We start from the raw sequence: 16,046 nt of genomic DNA on the forward strand, positions 1-16,046 counted from the left end.
CCTTAACGGAGACTGCGAGCGAAACGCACGACGAGGGTCGTTCCGAGCGCCAGCGCGGCACCGGCCGCGATCCACGGCCCTCCGACGATGATGGGGTCCATCCATGCGTGCTTCATGTCGACGCGTCCCCGCCCAATTCGCGAGCTCACCGGGCGGCGGCGGATTTCCGACAGCACGCCGGTCTGCGTGATCGGGTTGTCCGGTCGCAGGCTGGCGAACGACACGACGTGCGACCCGATGGCCTCGACGCGGTCTCCGACGATGAGCAGCAGCCAGTGGGCGGTCTGGCCCTCGCTGAACCTGTCGTACGCCAGACGCCGGATGACGCCCGACACGCCTTTCAGCGGCTGCGCGGTGCCGTACACGGGCGTCAGGAACTTGTGCTCGATCGAGCGCTCGCGGTCGTTTGTCTCGGGCTGCCGCTCTGGGAAGTCCCAGTGCGCGCCCGACACGAGGTCCGTCCTCTCCTGGGGGTACGCCGGGCGGTCGGCGTGGTCGAGGTCGGCGCCCCATCCGGGGATGCGCGCGCGCAGCTCCTCGGAGCTCGGGGCGAGGGCGGGCTTGTCTGCGGTGTAGGTCATCGTCGCTCCTAGGCGGTGGCGGGCACGACGACCGTCTTCACGCAGTCATCGAGCTTGGCGGAGAACATGTGGTATCCCTCGGCGATGTCATCGAGGGGGATGCGGTGCGTCACCAGGTCGCTCGGACGGATGTGTCCGGCCTGGATGTGCTCGAGCAGGCGCGGCCACTGGCGCTTGACCGGTGCCTGGTTGGTACGGATGGTCAGACCCTTGTTCATCGCGTCGCCGAACTTGACGGCGCTGAACAGCGGGCCGTACGCACCCATCACCGAGATGTTGCCGCCCTTGCGCACCGAGTCGATCGCCCAGTTCAGCGCCACGGGTGAGCCGCCCTGCAGCTTGAACTTGGCGGAGGTGATGTGCTGGGTGAGGTTGCCGTCGGCCTCTGCTCCGACGGCGTCGATGGCGACGTCGGCCCCCAGGTAGTCGGTGATCTTCTTCATGTGCAGCACGATGTCGTCGTACTCCGAGATGTTATACGTCTCGGCGAACGCGAAGTCGCGGGCCTTCTGCAGGCGGTAGTCGAGGTGGTCGATCACGATGACCCGGCCGGCGCCCATCAGCCACGACGAGCGGGCGGCGGCCAGCCCCACCGGGCCGGCGCCGAACACGACGACCGTATCGCCTTCCACGATGTCGCCGAGCTGTGCGCCGAAGTAGCCCGTCGAGAAGGCATCCGTCAGCAGCAGGGCGTCTTCGTCGGGAAGCCAATCCGGGATGACGGAGGGTCCGACGTCCGCGAACGGCACGCGAACACGCTCCGCCTGTCCGCCGTCATAGCCGCCGGTCGTGTGGGAGTACCCGTAGATGCCGCCGACCGCGGAGGCGTTGGGGTTGACGTTGTGGCAGTTCGAATACAGGCCGCGGGCGCAGAAGAAGCACGAGCCGCAGTAGATGTTGAACGGAACCATCACCTTGTCGCCGACCTTGAGGTTCTGGACGGACGACCCGATCTGCTCGACCACGCCGATGAACTCGTGGCCGAAGGTGTGGCCGATGCGCGTGTCCGGCATCATGCCGTGATACAGATGCAGGTCCGATCCGCAGATCGCAGCCAGCGTGACGCGCACGATCGCGTCGTTCGGGTGCTCGATCTTCGGATCGGGCTTCTCCTCCACGCGGACTTTGTAGGGCCCGCGATATGTCATGGCTTTCATGACACCTCCTTCTGTGTCGGTTTCCCAGGCTCCGACAGAGCGGCGTATCCGGCGAGGGGGTTGCGCAACGCGAACCGTCCGTACTCAAGACGCCTGCGCTGGAGGTGGCCCTGACAGCGGCTAGCTGTGTGCAGATCCCCCGTCAACCCTGTTCTTGCGGCCGGCGAGCATGTCTAGCGTGGGCGGCATGAAGCACATCACGTATGCGCAGAAGAGCTTGCTCGTCGGTGATGCCGCGGCCGACGCCCTCGTGGAGTATGCGGTCGCCCTCGCCAAGAACGCGTCCGCGGACACCGTCACCCTCAAGGCGTTCGGCGTGGACGGCGCGGATGTCGAGGCGACATTCGTGCTGGATGCGGGAACCATCGTCATGGCGGAGACGACGAAGTCCTCGATCCCCGAGCCCGATGATTCAGAGGCCGTCGAGTACATGCGCGAACAGACGCGCCTGCTGACCTCGCCGCCGAGCGCGGTCAGCAGCGACGGCGACGGCAGCGTGGACGGCGAGGCCCTGTCGTACCTCGAGGAGCTCTGAACGCGGTCGCCTACGGCGTCGCATCGGCGCGATGACGGTGGCGAGCGGTGATTTGCCGTCAGGCGCCGCCCGTGAGGGAATGGCACCATGATCCGCACTCCTTTCATGGACGGCTGGGCCGTCGGACCGAAGCTCGGCGCGTTCGAGGGGCTGGACGGAGCGTCGCCCCCGCGGCCCGTGGCGCTGCCGCACGACGCGATCCGTGACCTCCCTCGCTCGGCCGACAGCGACCAGGGCGTGCACGCCGGCTACCACCCCGGCGGAGTGTTCGAGTATGTGAAGGTCTTCGAGGCTCCCGAGGAGTGGCGGCACAAGACGGTGATCGTCGAGTTCGAGGGCGTGTACCGCGACGCCACGGTCTTCCTCAACGGCGACTTCATCGCGCATGAGCCCAACGGCTACGCCGCGTTCGCCGTGACGCTCGACGCCTTCCTGGTCTTCGGGCAGGAGAACAGGCTCACGGTCGAGGCCCGGGCGCACAAGGACAGCCGCTGGTACACGGGGGCGGGAATCTACCGGCCCGTGCACCTCTCGATCGTCGACCCCGTGCACATCGCTCTCGACGGGGTGCGCGCGACCACCCCCGACATCGACGAGGACCGCGCGGTCATCGAGGTCGAGACCGCCGTCGAGAACGGCACCCGCCACACGCGCACGACGCGACTGAGCTGGTCGATCATCGACGACTCCGGGGCCGAGGTCGCGACCAACTCGGCGCCGGTGACCGTGCTCCCCGGCGAACGCGCCACGGCGCGTGCGCGGCTGGCCGTCGACGATCCGCGCCTCTGGCACCCCGACAGCCCCGCGCTCTACGAGGTCAGGACGGAACTCGCCGCGACCGACGGGAGCCTGCTCGACGAGGACACCACGCGTTTCGGCATCCGTCGTCTTCAGCTCGACCCGAAACGCGGACTGCGCATCAACGGCCGGACGGTCAAGCTGCGGGGAGCCTGCGTGCACCACGACAACGGTCCCCTCGGCGCAGCGACGCTCGGCGCCGCAGAGGACCGCAGGGTGCGGCTGCTCAAGGCCGCCGGGTTCAATGCGCTGCGCAGCGCCCACAACCCCATGAGCCGCGCGATGCTCGACGCGTGCGACCGACACGGCGTGCTGGTCATGGATGAGCTCACCGACGTGTGGACGCGCTCGAAGACGGCGTTCGACTCCTCGCTGGTCTTTCCGGAGCGGTGGCGGGCCGACATCGCGGCTTTGGTGCGGAAGGACTTCAACCACCCGAGCGTCCTCATGTACTCGATCGGCAACGAGATCCTCGAGCTGGCGTCGCCCATCGGATCGTCGTGGAGCCGCCGGCTCGCTGAGGAGGTGCGCGCGCTGGATGGCACCCGATTCGTGACGAACGGCATCAACGGGATCATCGCGAACATCGACAAGATGGCCGCCGCGATGGCAGGTGATGCTCCCGATGGAGAGCATGCTCCCGCGTCCGACCCGAACACGATGATGGCGAACATGGGCGAGCGGATGGCGCTGATGAACGCCTCCGAGCTCGTGACCGAGTCGACCGAGGAGTCTGCGTCGGTGCTCGACGTCGTCGGCTTCAACTACGCCGACTCGCGGTACGAACTCGATCTCGGCGCCTTCCCGCATCGCGTGATCGTCGGTTCCGAGACGTTCCCCGAGCGGATCGATGTGATGTGGGGACTCGTCGAGCGCCTGCCGCACGTGATCGGCGACTTCACGTGGACGGGCTGGGACTATCTGGGCGAGGCCGGCATCGGGCGGGTCGACTACACAGATGTCGATGGCTACGAGGCGACGGGGACGTCGGGCCCGTACCCCTACCTGCTGGCGGAGTCCGGCGACATCGACGTCACCGGGTACCGGCGGACGATCTCCTACTACCGCGAGATCGTCTACGGCCTGCGCACCGACCCGTACATCGCGGTGCACCGCCCGCAGCACCACGGGCGGCCCTCGGCGCGGACGCCATGGTCATGGGACGACGCCGTCTCGACCTGGTCGTGGGCGGTGGCGCCGGGCTCGCCGGTGACCGTCGACGTCTACAGCGACGCGGAAGAGGTCGAGCTGCTGCTCGACGGGGAATCCATCGCGACCGCCCGCGTGGGGGACGCGAAGGCGTTCCTCGCACGCTTCGAGACGGAGTTCCACCCGGGCGAGCTGATCGCGGTGTCACGCCGGAACGGGGCGGAGACGGGCCGCCACGCGCTGCGCTCCGCCACGGGCGAGCCGAGGCTGGTCGCCGCCACCGCGCGCGCGGCACTGGCCGTCACGCCCGACGACGCGGCCTTCATCGACATCGGGCTGCAGGACGCCGACGGCACGACGGTGATCGACGCCGACCGCTCCGTCACGGCGACGGTCGACGGCCCTGGGGTTCTCGCGGGCATCGGAACGGGCCGCGCCCGCACCGAGGAGCCGTTCGGCGGCGAAGCGGTCACGACGTACGACGGCCGAGCCTTGGCCGTCGTACGACCGACGGGGAGCGGCACGATCACGGTGACCGTTGCGGCCGAAGGGCTCGCTCCGGCGCACGTCGTCCTGGAAGCACGTTCCTGAGAAGGCGGAAGCGCTCACCCCATCGGCATGATGCGTCGCACCGCCACGCGGAATAGCTTCGATCCTGGGCCCCCAGGGCGGCGGCCGTGCGCAGCGCGCCAGTGGGAGGAAGACGATGCCGAACTACCAGGAGCGCCTGCGGCGGATCTCCCTCAACGACCCGCGCGTGCTCGATGACGGTGCCGCGGGCGCCGGCTCGGCGCTCGACCCGAAGACGCTCGCGATCGCGCGGCTCGCGTCGCTCATAGCGGTGGGTGGCTCGGAGCCGTCGTTCGGCGAGCAGACGGATGCCGCGCTCAGCGCCGGCGCCACGACGGATGAGATCGTGGACGTGCTGATCGGCGTCAGTTCGATCGTCGGCGAGCCACGCGTCGTCTCGGCGGCGCCCCTGCTGGCTCTGGCCCTCGGTCTCGACGTCGACGCAATCCTGGACTGAGGCAGGCGGTCCGCTATCCGCCCAGCAGGCCGATGGCTGTAGCGCGATCAACGGCCTCGCTGCGGGACGAGACCCCGAGCTTTCGGTAGATCGACCCGACCTCGGTGCTCACGGTGTTGCGCGACACGAAGAGCCTCGCCCCGATCTCGGGGAGGGTCAGGTGGGTCTGCAGGTATGGCAGCAGGCGCAGCTCGGCGGGCGTGAGCGGCGGTCCGCCCTGCGCCCCCGCCATCGTCGTGGTGACAAGACTCTTCAGCACCTCGAACTGCTCGACGAGCACCCCGAGGTGGGGACGGCGGAGCAGGATGTCATCGATCTCGCGCACCAGATGGCGAGCGGTGGCATAGTCGCCGAGCGCCCAGTATGCCGTCGCGAGATGGATGCGAACGGGCACGGACACGGTGGGCAGCGACGACGTGCAGACCGGGCGCGTGCGCATGGCTTCGGTCAGCTCGCGCTCGGCAGCCTTGAGATCTCCCCGGTGCAGCTCCCATCGCGCCAGAGCAACGAACGTGAGTACAGAGGTGCTGTAGTCCTGCACTCGCTTGTGCTCGATGATCGACCGTGCCCTGTCCAGCAGCTCTCCGACCTCGTCCCATCGCCCCGCGGCCATGTGGATCATGGCCAGCTGGGTGTGGCTGAGCACGCGGACTCCGTTGTTTCCGCTGTCATCGAGCCGGTTCGCGACCTCCCTGAAGTGCTCGGCTGCCTTTTCGCGGCGACCCAGCGTGAGCTGCGCGTCCCCGGCGAGGTAGACGGCGACATCCCGCCACGGGCTCCACGAGGGCTCCGCGGCGACGGCGAGCTCGGCATCCGCGAGCATCCGATCGGGCCCGCCGGCGCACATGACCGCTTGCAGCATCGCCCGTGCGGACTGGAACGATGCGCTCCCATCGCCGGGCTCGCCGGTGAAGCTCGCGGTATCGAGCATGGCCGACCACTTCTCCGCCGCCACCACGTCGCCCGAGAGCACGGCGAGCCACCCGGTCAGCACCTGCATCGACGGGGTGGAGACGATCACCGCGTCGCCGAGCGCGCCCAGCCATCGCTGCACCGTCGCCATCCCGCCCGCCTGATACGTCGTGAGGCCCACCGCCCCGATCAGCCCCACCGCTCGCGAGCGGTCCGGGGTCTGCAGCAGGTGATCGATCGCCATCGCCGGCAGCTGGCGATTCTCGTACCAGTCCGCCGCGCGAACGTGCAGCTCCGGGACCATCTCGAGCTCGTCACGACGAAGTTCGGCGAGGAGGAACTCGCGGTACAGCGGGTGGTAGCGGTACCACTCCCCGGTGCGGTCGGTGGGGATGAGGAAGACGTTCGAGCTCTCCAGGGCGCGAAGCCCGCCGGCCACCGCGCTGCCCGCCACCACGCGGCACAGGTCGTCGGTGAGGTGCTCGAGCACCGCGGTTCGCCGGAGAAACGTCTGAGTATCGGCCGGCAGGGCGGAGAACGACTCTCGGTACAGGTAGTCCGCGACGAAACGGTCTTCGCCGACGATGACATCGGCGGCATTCGGACTCTCACGAACGATGAGGGCCGCAAGGTGCAGGCCCGCCGGCCAGCCCTCCGTCCGCACGGTCACCGTATCCAGCAGCTCCGCGGTGACGGGTACACGGGCCTGGCGGAAGATCTGTCGCGCACCCTCCGCGTCGAGTGCCAGGTCTGCCGCCCCGATCTCGAAGACGTCGCCGGATGCGCGGCTGCGCGCCACGTGGGGCTGCGTCGAGCGAGAGGCGGCGACCAGCTGGGAGCCCGCAGGGATGCCCCCGACCACGACGCTCAGCACGTCGTGGCAGGCGGCGGACGTCAGCACGTGCAGGTCGTCCACGATCAGAACGAACGGCCGAGCGCTGCGGCGAAGCGCCGAAGCGAGCCGAGGGGCCGCGCGAGAGAGGGCCGCCACGGAGTGCACCTGCATGTCGTCGACGAGCCCATCGTCGGCGTTGGTCGCGGATGCGAAGGCGGAAGCGAGGGTTTTCAGCAACGCGACGGGATCGTCATCGAAACGGTCGAGCGACGCCCAGCCGACGGCCCGTTGTTCGCCCTCGGCCCACTCGGCGAGCAGGCTGGTCTTGCCGTATCCCGCAGGCGCCGTGATCGCGACCACCCGCTGTGCGCTGTTCCGCCCGGCCGCCACGAGTGGGCTCCGGCTGACGAAGCCGGGCCTGAACGCGGGCACGGCGAGCTTGGCGTCGAGAAGCAGCGCGTCGAGCTGCGGCGACGTGGGGGTCGAGACTTCGGAGAGCCCGGTCACATCTGAATGATAGAGCCGCCCAGTGAACGGAACAACGAATGAGTCGTTCGTCAAGCCATTGTCAACGGTTTCGCTGTTTGCTACCGCGGCACGCACATCATCCGATCCGCATGATGCCGCCCTCTGGGGCGTTGGATAGATTTTCTCCGACTCGTCGGGTGTCGACGTGCTTCCGCTGAACAAAGGGCTGATCGATGCTTAACAGTTTTTGGGATTTCCTCGTCTGGATCTTCTGGTTCTACATCCTGATCGCGTGCATCTGGATCTTCATCTCGATCTTCATCGACATCTTTCGCGATCGCACGCTGGGCGGCTTCGCCAAGGCGCTGTGGATCATCTTCCTGGTCTTCGTGCCCTTCCTCGGCGCACTGGTGTACCTCATCGCTCGCGGGCGCAGCATGACCGAGCGTCAGATGGCGGAGGCGGCGGCAGCCCAGTCGAAGCAGAACGAGTACATCCGCCAGGTCGCGGGCTCGTCCTCCGCTTCATCGCCCTCGGCCGAGATCGAGTCGGCCAAGAAGCTGCTGGACTCCGGTGCCATCACGCAAGCCGAGTATGACGCGCTGAAGACGAAGGCCCTCGCCGCCACCTGATCCAACGCAAGGACACGCAGCACTCGGCCCGCGGCCCGGAGTGGCGAACGTCACGGGCCGCGAGATCGCGAGACTGACGTGGACCCCACCCCGGCCTTCGAACCGGCTGACGCAACGGCGCTCGCGTCGACCCCTGCACCTCCCCCGGAGGCGGGGTCGGCGCGAGCGCCGTTCCACGCGCCGCCGAGGATCAGGGCTGCGCTGGATCACCCGATCCGCACCCCGTTCGTGGCGACCCTCGCGGTCATGGCGGCCATCGTGCTGGGCCTGGCCGTCGGCTCGCTGGCGACGATCGTCGTGTCGATCGTTCTCGCGATGTTTCTGGCCCTGGGCCTGAATCCGGTGGTGCTCGCGCTGCAGCGCGCCGGGCTGAAGCGCGGAACGGGCATCGGAATCGTGTTCGCCGCCTTCCTGATCCTGGTCGTCGTCGGCGTCGTCTTCCTCCTGCCGGCGGTGATCAGCCAGTTCGCCGCGTTCGCGGAGAACCTGCCCTCCAGCCTCGACGAGCTCACGCAGACGGCATGGTTCGTCTCCCTCGATCCTGCGGCTGCCGCCGTCGTGACCGACGGGCTCACTCAGGTGGCGGCGTTCTTCGCGGATCCGGGGAACATCATCGTCATGTTCGGCGGTCTGCTGGCCTTCGGGGTCGGGGTCGTCGAGGCGATCTCATCCAGCATCATCGTGGTCGTACTGACCCTGTACTTTCTGGGTTCGCTGGATGCCATGAAGAGCACGCTGTATCGGCTGACGGCGTCGCACTCGCGCACCACCGTGGAGACACTCACCGAGCGGACCACCGACTCCGTCGGGGCGTACGTGCTGGGCGAGGTCATCCTTGCGGCGTGCAACGCGGCGGTCGTGGTCGTGCTGTACCTCGTGCTGGGACTGCCCTATGTGGCGCTCATGGGGGCGGTCGCCTTCGTCGTCACTCTGGTGCCCGTGATCGGATCGGTGGCCTTCCTCGTCATCGGCACCGTCGTGGCGCTCTTTGCGAATCCGACTGACGCGCTGCTCTTCGCGGTGCTCTACCTGATCTACATCCAGGTAGAGGCATACGTCGTCACGCCGAGGGTCATGTCGCGCGCGGCGGAGATTCCCGGCGTGCTGGTGATCCTCGGTGCCCTCATCGGCGGAGCGCTGATGGGTTTCCTCGGCGCGCTCGTGGCGATTCCGATCACCGCCGCCATCCTGCTGATCATCAAGCACGTCGTGATCCCGTTGCAGGATTCGAAGACGCTGCCCGACCGGTAGAGCGCGGGCACCGGAGGCCGCCCGCGCAATTCAGATGTCGAGGCTGCGGTCCACGAGGCGTGCCGCCACCTGACTCAGCCCGAGACGGTGCGACCGGGCGTATTCGCGGATCAGGGTGAACGCCTCGTCGATGGGCACGCCTCGCGTGTGCGAGACGACGCCCTTCGCCTGCTCGATGACGATGCGGCTGTTCAGCGCCGTCTGCAGCTGCTCCGTGAGTACCGCGCTCTCGCGGATCGATCGTTCGTGCAGGATGCCGATGGTCGCCACGTCGGCGAAAGCCTGGGCGGCGCTGAGGTCGTCATCCGGCGGGCGACCAGGCTCGGACCGCAGCAGATTGAGCGTTCCGATGGTCGCGTCGCGGAGCCGCAGCGGGAGGGCCTCCACGGAGTGGTATCCCTGCTCGAGGGCGCTCCGCCGGAATGCGGCCCATGCGTCGGGCGCATCCTCGATCTCGGAAAGCGACACCGCGCGCCCGGTGCGAAAACTCTCGATGCAGGGGCCGGCCTCGGCGCTCAGCTGCATCATCTCGACGAGGCGACTGGACTCGCTCGTCGATGCGATGACCTCCAGCTCGCCCCGTCCGTCGGCGAGGAGGATGGCGGCCGCCGTCATTTCGAGCACATCCCTGCACGTGTCGACGAGGAGCTGCAGCAGCTCCACGACGTCGTAATCGTCGACCAGGGTGTCTGCGAGTTTGGCGAACGTCTGCAGCAGCTGTCGCTCGCGCGTGAGGGTCATTCGGCGACCTCGATCCGGGTGCCGTTTCGCGTGAATCGCAGTCGGCCGTCGAGGATGTCCTGTGCGACGTCCATCATCGACCGGCCGGCCGAGAAGGCCTGGCCCTGGATGACGAGGCGAGCGTCGTCGGCCGACACATCGAGCTGGGCGAGGACCATGCCCGACGCCTGGTGGATGAGCCGGCGCGAGAAGGCGTTCCCCACGTCGTCGTAGCCGTCGCCGATCGATGCGAGCGCCCGGCGGAGCACATGGCGTCCGACGACGGTCGCCATCGCACCGGCCTGCTGCGTCTGCGTCCCGCTCAGCCGGAACGGCGCGGCCGTATACAGGTCGATTGCCCCGAACCGCAGCGGGCCGACGGCGAGAGGAAATGCGAACACCGAACTGATGTCCTCGGACTCCAACGACTTCGACAACGCCGGCCAGCGACCGCGGCCCGATTCGCGGATGTCCGGGGCGAGCACCGCCTGCGCCGAGCGCATCGCGTCCCAGCACGGTCCTTCTCCGAGGTCGAACTGCAGCTCGTCGAGGCGCGCGGCCTGACCGTTGCTGGCCGCGAGCGTCTCCGACCCCAGCACCTCGCCGATCGTCGACACCGAGGCGCCGGTGATCGGAAAGACCTCGAGGAGCACGTCGCAGTAGGTCTCCGGATCATCCGGAGTGCGCTCCAGCGTGTCCATCGCATCAGTGAACGAATCGCTCATACCGCACCGCCTCCTCTGGAGAAAACGCTACCGCCGTCGGCGTTATGTGTCAGCGACCGACGTCCCCCGCGGCCTCCTCCTCGGGGCTGGGGATGGGGATGAGGGAGATGGGGACTCCGGGCGTGATCAGCAGCTGGGCGTCCCGTCGCATTCCCTCGCCGTCGTTGACGATGAGCCAGTACTTGCCACTGTCGAGTCCGGTCAGGATCTCCTGCCGAAGCTCCTCCAGGTCGCGCCCGCCGACGCTGTAGGTGTCACCCCCGTATCGAATGTCGATCCGCTTCATCTCGCTCTCTCCCGTCCGCGTCGTATTCCGCAGGCTCCGGCACTGCATACAATCCCGTCGGCGAGTTGGCGGTATAGACGAGAGCATCCACCCACGCTCGATTGATGGCGGGCCGCTTGCTCCCGTAGAACTTGTACACGACCGAGCACCGCGGGTGGATCCACACGGTGGTCCGGCCGTCGCCGATGCTCGGATCGTCCTTCCACGTGAAGTGGAAGGATTCGCCTCGGCGCATCTTCGCGCCGATGACCAGCTGCAGATGGGCGAGCAGCCGATCCTCGAAATCGACCTTGACGATCGCGTCGTAGATGAACTTGCCCATGGCGCCTCCGTATGCCGAGAGTGTTCGGACACGCCCCCAAGGGTACTGATCGTGCGACGGCGGAGAGCGACGCGCTGACGCGGGGCGCTGGATTCGATTCCCGTGCCGGATCTACTCGGTCCGACACGAGGCATGCGAACGTGCGCACCACCATTCTGCCCGATCGCCCGCATTCTGGGCCCGGGTTGACATGGGCTCCGGGGGGGTTAACTCCGGGGCTCACGCGGGATGGTGGTGAACGCCTTCCGCCCAGTCCATGTCGTCCCGTGTGAAAGGCGTGCTCGAGAACGGATGAAGGTCGCGGATGCGATCCTCGACGCGAGCCAGCGCCGCCGGATCGATCAGCTCCGGCTTCGCGGATTCGATGGCCCCGACCTCGATGCGGTACGGCGGGCCCACGAGGATCTTCACCCAGCGCAGCCCCCCGCCATCGTTCACGAAGGGAACGCTGATGCAGTCGATCTCGCGGGTGGCCGTCACAGCGTCGTGGCAGCGCAGAACCGCGTCAGCGAGCTCTGAGCCCGTCACGTAGGACCCCTGAACGGTGGTGAGCACTTTCATGATCCGGACCTCGCTCTGCTCTATGCGGAGCCGGGGTCCAGGGCTTCTCGAAAGCTACCACTCGCCGCCGCCAGATGCCACCGGGAGCGGCCAGTGGGGCGAGCATTTTGCACGTTGTCCCCGTGGCTCGTCAAGCCCCTGCAGCCATGGCCCGCGGTGGACATACCGTGGCCTCGGTACGGTGGCGCCCATCGACCTTCGCTGCGCGACCGGTCGAGAAGGGCACGCAAGTCCGGCAAGGGTCCGACTGGGGATTCGGACCCTTGCCGGAAACGCCGGGCGGAGAACACGCCGCAGGGGACGGCGGGGCGGCTGCTGCGGGATTCGCGGCGTCCGCAATAGAATTCGGCACAAGAGTTCGCACCTCCCCCCGGTGCGGCCCCGTCGCCGAGGACCGTGTCATGCCGCGCACACGCGCATCCGCTGTACAGGAGAGCGAACGCTCCCGGCCCTCTCGCGCGTTCCTGCGCGTGCTCTACATCGTGCTGGTCGCGCAGACCATCGCGCTGGCGATCGCCATCGTGCTGCTCGTCCAACGGCCCGCGGGCGCCGACTCCGCAGGGGCCGGCACTCCCGCTCCGGCCAGCTCGACGCCCACCGGCTCGAAGCCGACCCCGACGCCCGAGCCGCTGACGCCCGGGCAGCAGCTGCTGGCCGATGCGGCCGACCCCGCCGCGTGCGCGGTGACATTCGCCGGGGAAGGAATCGCTGATCCGCCGGTGCTCGAGCACCTCGGCATCCTGTACGCCCACCTCCCCATCCCTCAGCGAGACGGAGCCGTCTTCGCCGGGTGGTATCCCACACCGGAGGACGCCGCCGCGTACACGGATGCCGCCCGCATCAACGGCGCCGACATGGTCGCGTGCACAGATCAGCAGATCACGCTGCATGGATCGTGGAAGACCCCCGAGCAGGTCGCGGCCGAGGATGTCGGCGTCCCCATCCTCATGTACCACCAGTTCACGGCCCGCCCCGAGGGGGAGGATGGCTGGCTGCGGGGCAACTACGCATATATCGGCGACTTCGACACGCACATGGCGTACCTCGCCGAGCGGCAGTTCTACCTTCCGACGTGGGATGAGCTGAGCGCCTTCATCGACGGCCGGCTCTCCCTGCCCCACCGGTCGGCCATCGTCACGGATGACGACGCCGACCAGACATGGTTCGACCTGGCCGTGCCGGTGATCGACAAGCACAAGGTGCTCGCGACGTCCTTCATGATCACCGCCTATCGCCAGGACCCGGCGCCCTCCCCGTACGTGCTGAGGCGCTCGCACACCCACGACATGCACCAGGCCGGCGACAACGGCGACGGACGGATGGTGAACTGGAGCGCGGATGAGATCGCCGCAGATCTGCAGGCATCCGCCGCCGTACTGGGTGTCGGACAGGTCCTCGCCTACCCCTTCGGCCACTACAACGACACCGCGAAGCAGGGCGTCGCGAAGGCGGGCTTCGAGATGGCGCGCACGATCGAGCCGGGGTACGTACGGGCGGGCACCGACAAGCTGGCGATGCCGACCGTCCGCATCAACTACGGGATGGGGCTCGACGCCTTCATCGACCTCGTCGGCTGAGGCCCACGTTCGGTCGGGCCCACGTTCGTTCAGGCCTACGTTCGGTTGGCTGCCGGGGAGCGGTTCTCGGCGCTCACCATCCACGCGAACTGTTCGAGCTTCTCGATGATCGCGTGCAGGATGTCTGCGCTGGTCGGATCCTCTTCGTCCACCTGATCGTGAACGCCGCGCATGGTCGAGACCGTCGCGTCGAGGCGCGCGGTGATCAGGTCTACGGTCTCGCTGGTGTCGACCTCGCCCTGCGGATACTCCGGGAGCGTGGTGGTCTCGGCGACCGTGTCGCTGCGGCCGTCCGGCACGGCGTGCAGCGCCCGCATCCGCTCGGCGACGGTGTCGCTGAACTCGCGGGCGGCCTCGATGATCTCGTCGAGGATGCGGTGGGTGTCGCGGAAGTTGCGGCCCACGACATTCCAATGCGCCTGCTTGCCCTGCATCTGCAGCTCCAGCAGATCGACCAGACACGCCTGGAGAGCCTCGTCGAGTTCCCTGGACGCGACGAATCCCTTCTCCGCGTTCTGCCGGCGGGTGCTTTTGACTCCCTTGCCGCCCGGGGCGGTGCGCTTGGCGCCGGTGGATGAGGGGGTCGTCTTGGTCTGCGTGTCCGTCTTGGCCATGGTGGATGAACCTCCTATCCCCTCACCGTAGGGCTGTGGGATCTCGCGGGGGATCCCCTTGACACGTCGGAGCGGTCGCCCTAAGCCCGGGGAGATGGCGCGCGGGACGGTGTACATTTCGGTTCGCCTAGAAGTCGGGAAAGTGAAACTTCCGGAAACTGGTCCCGGCATGTAGAGTCGGTTCCGCGTCATCTATGCATGTGGGATGCATTGATGTTCGGGCGGCTGGGGCTCTCCGATTGCGCGATGGGGATAGAGACGTACCTGGGGTGCGTTTCGTCATTGTGTTGGGGTACACATGCTTGGGGACGATTCTTCGTGCGCGCTTTTCGCCGCTGATATGCGGTGACGGCGGTCGACGCGACGACAGCGGGGGTGGGTGCTGACCCGATCAGCATCTTCGGCCCGGTGGCCGCTCCGCGCGCCGTCTGGGAGAACGTCGGCACCACCGTCGCGCCGCGCGTCCTGCCCGCGCTGGAGCGCCGCCGGCTCTGGGAACGGCGCTACAGCCGGCTGCTCGCGCTGACCGACTCCGTGATCGTTCTGCTCGTGAGCGCTCTGCCGGGCGCCCTCGATCTGCTGCTCACGCCGGTCGTCGCGGGCGACGTCCTGAACGTGGCGCGCGTGACGGCTCTCACCACACCGGTGTGGCTCGTGATGCTCGCGGCTTTCCACACACGCAGCACGCAGATCGTCGGATCCGGGTCGACGGAGTACAAGCGCGTCGCGCACGCCACGGGATTCGCCTTCGGCATCCTCGCAATCCTCTTCATCGTCTTCCAGTGGCAGGGCGTGCGGGAACAGCTGATCGTGGCCCTTCCGATCGGCCTCGTGGGCCTTCTCGTCGGGCGCTGGTCGTGGCGCAAGTGGCTCATCCGCCAGCGCCGATTCGGCCACTACGCCACGCGCACACTGATCGCGGGCAAGCCGAAGGACGTGGAGTACGTCATCCGCAGTCTCACGCGGGACGGCAACCTCGGGTACACCGTGCTCGGTGCGGCGACCACCCAGCCGACACCGGATGAGCTGACGGTCGACGGACGGGCCTACCGGGTCGTCGGCACGATGGACACGGTCGCGGTCCACGCGCGCGAGCTCGGAGCCGACAGCATCGTCGTCGCCAGCCGCCCCGACGACGATCCCGACTTCATCCGGCGCCTGAGCTGGGATCTGGAGGGCACCGCCGCCGAGCTCATCCTCTCCAGCCCGCTGACCGACGTCGCGGGTCCCCGCATCTCGCTGCGACCCATCGACGGACTGCCGCTCATCCATGTGCGGATCCCGACCTTCGAGGGCGGCATCCACATGCTCAAGCGCGCCATGGACGTGTTCGTCGCCGTCCTCGCGCTGATCCCCGTGGCGATGGTGACGCCCCTGATCGCGCTGCTCATCAAGCTGGATGACGGCGGACCCACGTTCTTCCACCAGGTGCGCATCGGCCGCGATGGCCGCGAGTTCCGCATCCTCAAGTTCCGCACGATGCGCACGACGGCCGAGCAGGAGCTGGCGGCGCTGCGAGACGCGAACGAGGGATCGGGGCCGCTCTTCAAGCTGAAGAGGGATCCCCGCATCACCCGGGTCGGCGCTGTGCTGCGCAAGTTCTCGCTCGACGAGCTGCCGCAGTTCTGGAACGTGCTGCGCGGAGAGATGAGCGTGGTCGGCCCTCGGCCGCCCCTGCCCAGCGAGATCACCGCGTACGACGGCACCGTCTACCGGCGGCTGTACATCAAGCCGGGCATCACTGGCCTGTGGCAGGTGAGCGGGCGCAGCGATCTCTCGTGGGACGAGAGCGTGCGCCTGGACCTCCGATATGTCGAGAACTGGTCCGTGATGAGCGACCTGATGATCATGTGGCGAACCGCACAGGCGATGGTTCGTCCGAAGGGAGCGTACTGA

The 16,046-nt window shown here is 67.9% G+C and carries 16 protein-coding genes; 7 read left to right on the top strand and 9 right to left on the bottom strand.

Annotated elements, in window-relative coordinates:
- Window positions 1-2 precede the first annotated feature (2 nt).
- Both ACLQ2Q_RS16560 and ACLQ2Q_RS16565 read right to left on the bottom strand, forming a co-directional pair.
- Complete coding sequence (locus ACLQ2Q_RS16560) at window positions 3-581, bottom strand: hypothetical protein (protein ID WP_425821858.1); 579 nt, start codon at window positions 579-581, stop codon at window positions 3-5.
- Between the two features lie 8 nt (window positions 582-589).
- A complete protein-coding gene (locus ACLQ2Q_RS16565; RefSeq protein WP_425821860.1) occupies window positions 590-1,738 on the bottom strand; it encodes a zinc-dependent alcohol dehydrogenase in 1,149 nt (382 codons plus the stop codon).
- A gap of 187 nt (window positions 1,739-1,925) precedes the next feature.
- On the opposite strand from ACLQ2Q_RS16565, the gene ACLQ2Q_RS16570 reads away from it, so the two are divergent.
- From ACLQ2Q_RS16570 to ACLQ2Q_RS16580, 3 genes are all read left to right on the top strand, one after another.
- Complete coding sequence (locus ACLQ2Q_RS16570; RefSeq protein ID WP_425821862.1) at window positions 1,926-2,273, top strand: hypothetical protein; 348 nt, start codon at window positions 1,926-1,928, stop codon at window positions 2,271-2,273.
- An 87-nt stretch (window positions 2,274-2,360) separates the two neighbouring features.
- On the top strand, window positions 2,361-4,811 hold the full coding sequence (locus tag ACLQ2Q_RS16575) for a glycoside hydrolase family 2 TIM barrel-domain containing protein (RefSeq protein ID WP_425821864.1): 2,451 nt from the start codon (window positions 2,361-2,363) through the stop codon (window positions 4,809-4,811).
- A gap of 115 nt (window positions 4,812-4,926) precedes the next feature.
- On the top strand, window positions 4,927-5,247 hold the full coding sequence (locus tag ACLQ2Q_RS16580; protein WP_425821866.1) for a carboxymuconolactone decarboxylase family protein: 321 nt from the start codon (window positions 4,927-4,929) through the stop codon (window positions 5,245-5,247).
- A gap of 13 nt (window positions 5,248-5,260) precedes the next feature.
- Here ACLQ2Q_RS16580 and ACLQ2Q_RS16585 read toward each other — a convergent pair whose 3' ends face one another.
- Window positions 5,261-7,501, bottom strand: a complete 2,241-nt coding sequence (locus tag ACLQ2Q_RS16585) for a LuxR C-terminal-related transcriptional regulator (RefSeq protein ID WP_425821868.1) — start codon at window positions 7,499-7,501, stop codon at window positions 5,261-5,263.
- A 194-nt stretch (window positions 7,502-7,695) separates the two neighbouring features.
- On the opposite strand from ACLQ2Q_RS16585, the gene ACLQ2Q_RS16590 reads away from it, so the two are divergent.
- Together ACLQ2Q_RS16590 and ACLQ2Q_RS16595 are read left to right on the top strand one after the other, a co-directional pair.
- Complete coding sequence (locus tag ACLQ2Q_RS16590) at window positions 7,696-8,094, top strand: SHOCT domain-containing protein (RefSeq protein ID WP_425821870.1); 399 nt, start codon at window positions 7,696-7,698, stop codon at window positions 8,092-8,094.
- Window positions 8,095-8,172: 78 nt separating this feature from the next.
- Window positions 8,173-9,345: an AI-2E family transporter gene (locus tag ACLQ2Q_RS16595; protein WP_425821872.1), complete on the top strand. Its 1,173-nt coding sequence runs from the start codon at window positions 8,173-8,175 to the stop codon at window positions 9,343-9,345.
- 30 nt (window positions 9,346-9,375) lie between these two features.
- Here ACLQ2Q_RS16595 and ACLQ2Q_RS16600 read toward each other — a convergent pair whose 3' ends face one another.
- From ACLQ2Q_RS16600 to ACLQ2Q_RS16620, 5 genes are all read right to left on the bottom strand, one after another.
- Entirely contained in the window at window positions 9,376-10,086 is a 711-nt protein-coding gene (locus ACLQ2Q_RS16600) for an ANTAR domain-containing protein (protein WP_425821874.1), read from the bottom strand.
- Window positions 10,083-10,790 (bottom strand): GAF and ANTAR domain-containing protein, encoded by a 708-nt coding sequence (locus ACLQ2Q_RS16605; protein ID WP_425821876.1) that lies wholly within the window; start codon window positions 10,788-10,790, stop codon window positions 10,083-10,085. Before ACLQ2Q_RS16605 ends, ACLQ2Q_RS16600 begins: the two co-directional genes overlap by 4 nt.
- A 49-nt stretch (window positions 10,791-10,839) precedes the next feature.
- On the bottom strand, window positions 10,840-11,076 hold the full coding sequence (locus ACLQ2Q_RS16610; protein ID WP_425821878.1) for a hypothetical protein: 237 nt from the start codon (window positions 11,074-11,076) through the stop codon (window positions 10,840-10,842).
- Window positions 11,045-11,398, bottom strand: coding sequence for an ATP-dependent DNA ligase (locus ACLQ2Q_RS16615; protein ID WP_425821880.1), 354 nt, complete (start codon window positions 11,396-11,398; stop codon window positions 11,045-11,047). Before ACLQ2Q_RS16615 ends, ACLQ2Q_RS16610 begins: the two co-directional genes overlap by 32 nt.
- Window positions 11,399-11,617: 219 nt before the next feature.
- Window positions 11,618-11,959 (bottom strand): hypothetical protein, encoded by a 342-nt coding sequence (locus ACLQ2Q_RS16620; protein WP_425821882.1) that lies wholly within the window; start codon window positions 11,957-11,959, stop codon window positions 11,618-11,620.
- A 401-nt stretch (window positions 11,960-12,360) separates the two neighbouring features.
- On the opposite strand from ACLQ2Q_RS16620, the gene ACLQ2Q_RS16625 reads away from it, so the two are divergent.
- Window positions 12,361-13,536: a polysaccharide deacetylase family protein gene (locus ACLQ2Q_RS16625; RefSeq protein WP_425821884.1), complete on the top strand. Its 1,176-nt coding sequence runs from the start codon at window positions 12,361-12,363 to the stop codon at window positions 13,534-13,536.
- 35 nt (window positions 13,537-13,571) lie between these two features.
- On the opposite strand, the gene ACLQ2Q_RS16630 is transcribed toward ACLQ2Q_RS16625, so the two are convergent.
- Window positions 13,572-14,150 (bottom strand): Dps family protein, encoded by a 579-nt coding sequence (locus tag ACLQ2Q_RS16630; protein ID WP_425821886.1) that lies wholly within the window; start codon window positions 14,148-14,150, stop codon window positions 13,572-13,574.
- A 345-nt stretch (window positions 14,151-14,495) separates the two neighbouring features.
- On the opposite strand from ACLQ2Q_RS16630, the gene ACLQ2Q_RS16635 reads away from it, so the two are divergent.
- The gene (locus ACLQ2Q_RS16635; protein WP_425821888.1) at window positions 14,496-16,046 is read left to right on the top strand and encodes a sugar transferase; all 1,551 of its coding nucleotides are present in this window, start codon (window positions 14,496-14,498) and stop codon (window positions 16,044-16,046) included.

It is taken from the genome of Microbacterium sp. DT81.1 (genome assembly GCF_049844955.1).
GTDB lineage: Bacteria > Actinomycetota > Actinomycetes > Actinomycetales > Microbacteriaceae > Microbacterium.

What these genes read in the sequence shown, in the direction of transcription:
- ACLQ2Q_RS16615 (WP_425821880.1), bottom strand. Translation starts at nt 11,398, where the DNA reads ATGGGCAAGTTCATCTACGACGCGATCGTCAAGGTCGATTTCGAGGAT.
- ACLQ2Q_RS16625 (WP_425821884.1), top strand. Translation starts at nt 12,361, where the DNA reads ATGCCGCGCACACGCGCATCCGCTGTACAGGAGAGCGAACGCTCCCGG.
- ACLQ2Q_RS16630 (WP_425821886.1), bottom strand. Translation starts at nt 14,150, where the DNA reads ATGGCCAAGACGGACACGCAGACCAAGACGACCCCCTCATCCACCGGC.
- ACLQ2Q_RS16570 (WP_425821862.1), top strand. Translation starts at nt 1,926, where the DNA reads ATGAAGCACATCACGTATGCGCAGAAGAGCTTGCTCGTCGGTGATGCC.
- ACLQ2Q_RS16590 (WP_425821870.1), top strand. Translation starts at nt 7,696, where the DNA reads ATGCTTAACAGTTTTTGGGATTTCCTCGTCTGGATCTTCTGGTTCTAC.
- ACLQ2Q_RS16580 (WP_425821866.1), top strand. Translation starts at nt 4,927, where the DNA reads ATGCCGAACTACCAGGAGCGCCTGCGGCGGATCTCCCTCAACGACCCG.
- ACLQ2Q_RS16605 (WP_425821876.1), bottom strand. Translation starts at nt 10,790, where the DNA reads ATGAGCGATTCGTTCACTGATGCGATGGACACGCTGGAGCGCACTCCG.
- ACLQ2Q_RS16565 (WP_425821860.1), bottom strand. Translation starts at nt 1,738, where the DNA reads ATGAAAGCCATGACATATCGCGGGCCCTACAAAGTCCGCGTGGAGGAG.
- ACLQ2Q_RS16600 (WP_425821874.1), bottom strand. Translation starts at nt 10,086, where the DNA reads ATGACCCTCACGCGCGAGCGACAGCTGCTGCAGACGTTCGCCAAACTC.
- ACLQ2Q_RS16560 (WP_425821858.1), bottom strand. Translation starts at nt 581, where the DNA reads ATGACCTACACCGCAGACAAGCCCGCCCTCGCCCCGAGCTCCGAGGAG.
- ACLQ2Q_RS16620 (WP_425821882.1), bottom strand. Translation starts at nt 11,959, where the DNA reads ATGAAAGTGCTCACCACCGTTCAGGGGTCCTACGTGACGGGCTCAGAG.
- ACLQ2Q_RS16575 (WP_425821864.1), top strand. Translation starts at nt 2,361, where the DNA reads ATGATCCGCACTCCTTTCATGGACGGCTGGGCCGTCGGACCGAAGCTC.
- ACLQ2Q_RS16610 (WP_425821878.1), bottom strand. Translation starts at nt 11,076, where the DNA reads ATGAAGCGGATCGACATTCGATACGGGGGTGACACCTACAGCGTCGGC.